The sequence below is a fragment of the Paraburkholderia sp. SIMBA_027 genome, from assembly GCF_046535315.1.
In the GTDB taxonomy this organism is placed as follows: domain Bacteria; phylum Pseudomonadota; class Gammaproteobacteria; order Burkholderiales; family Burkholderiaceae; genus Paraburkholderia; species Paraburkholderia tropica.
On record NZ_JAWRWY010000391.1, the window covers coordinates 1 to 279 of the forward strand.

At 65.2% G+C, this 279-nt stretch carries 1 pseudogene; it reads left to right on the top strand.

The features are described from left to right. Window positions 1-279, top strand: a pseudogene (locus SB764_RS39545) (DNA alkylation response protein); the annotation flags it as partial.

Sequence of the window (279 nt, forward strand, 5' to 3'; positions counted from 1 at the left end):
CCTCGCAGCCGGCAGCCGGCTCGTCCAATATTCCCGACAGCCGGGGCATCAACTTCTTTACCGGCGACCCGGACTTCGCCCGTTTGCTCAAACTGCATCTCGGCGGCGCGCTGTATCGGGAACTCGAAAGCCAACTCGTCGCGCTGGGCCAGCGGGCGTCGGACGAACTCGACGTCTGGGCGCTCTCCGCCGACAAGAATCCGCCGCAATTGCGGCATCGCACGCGGCGCGGCGAAGCGCTGCAAAGCATCGACAAACATCCCTGTTACGTGGCGCTGG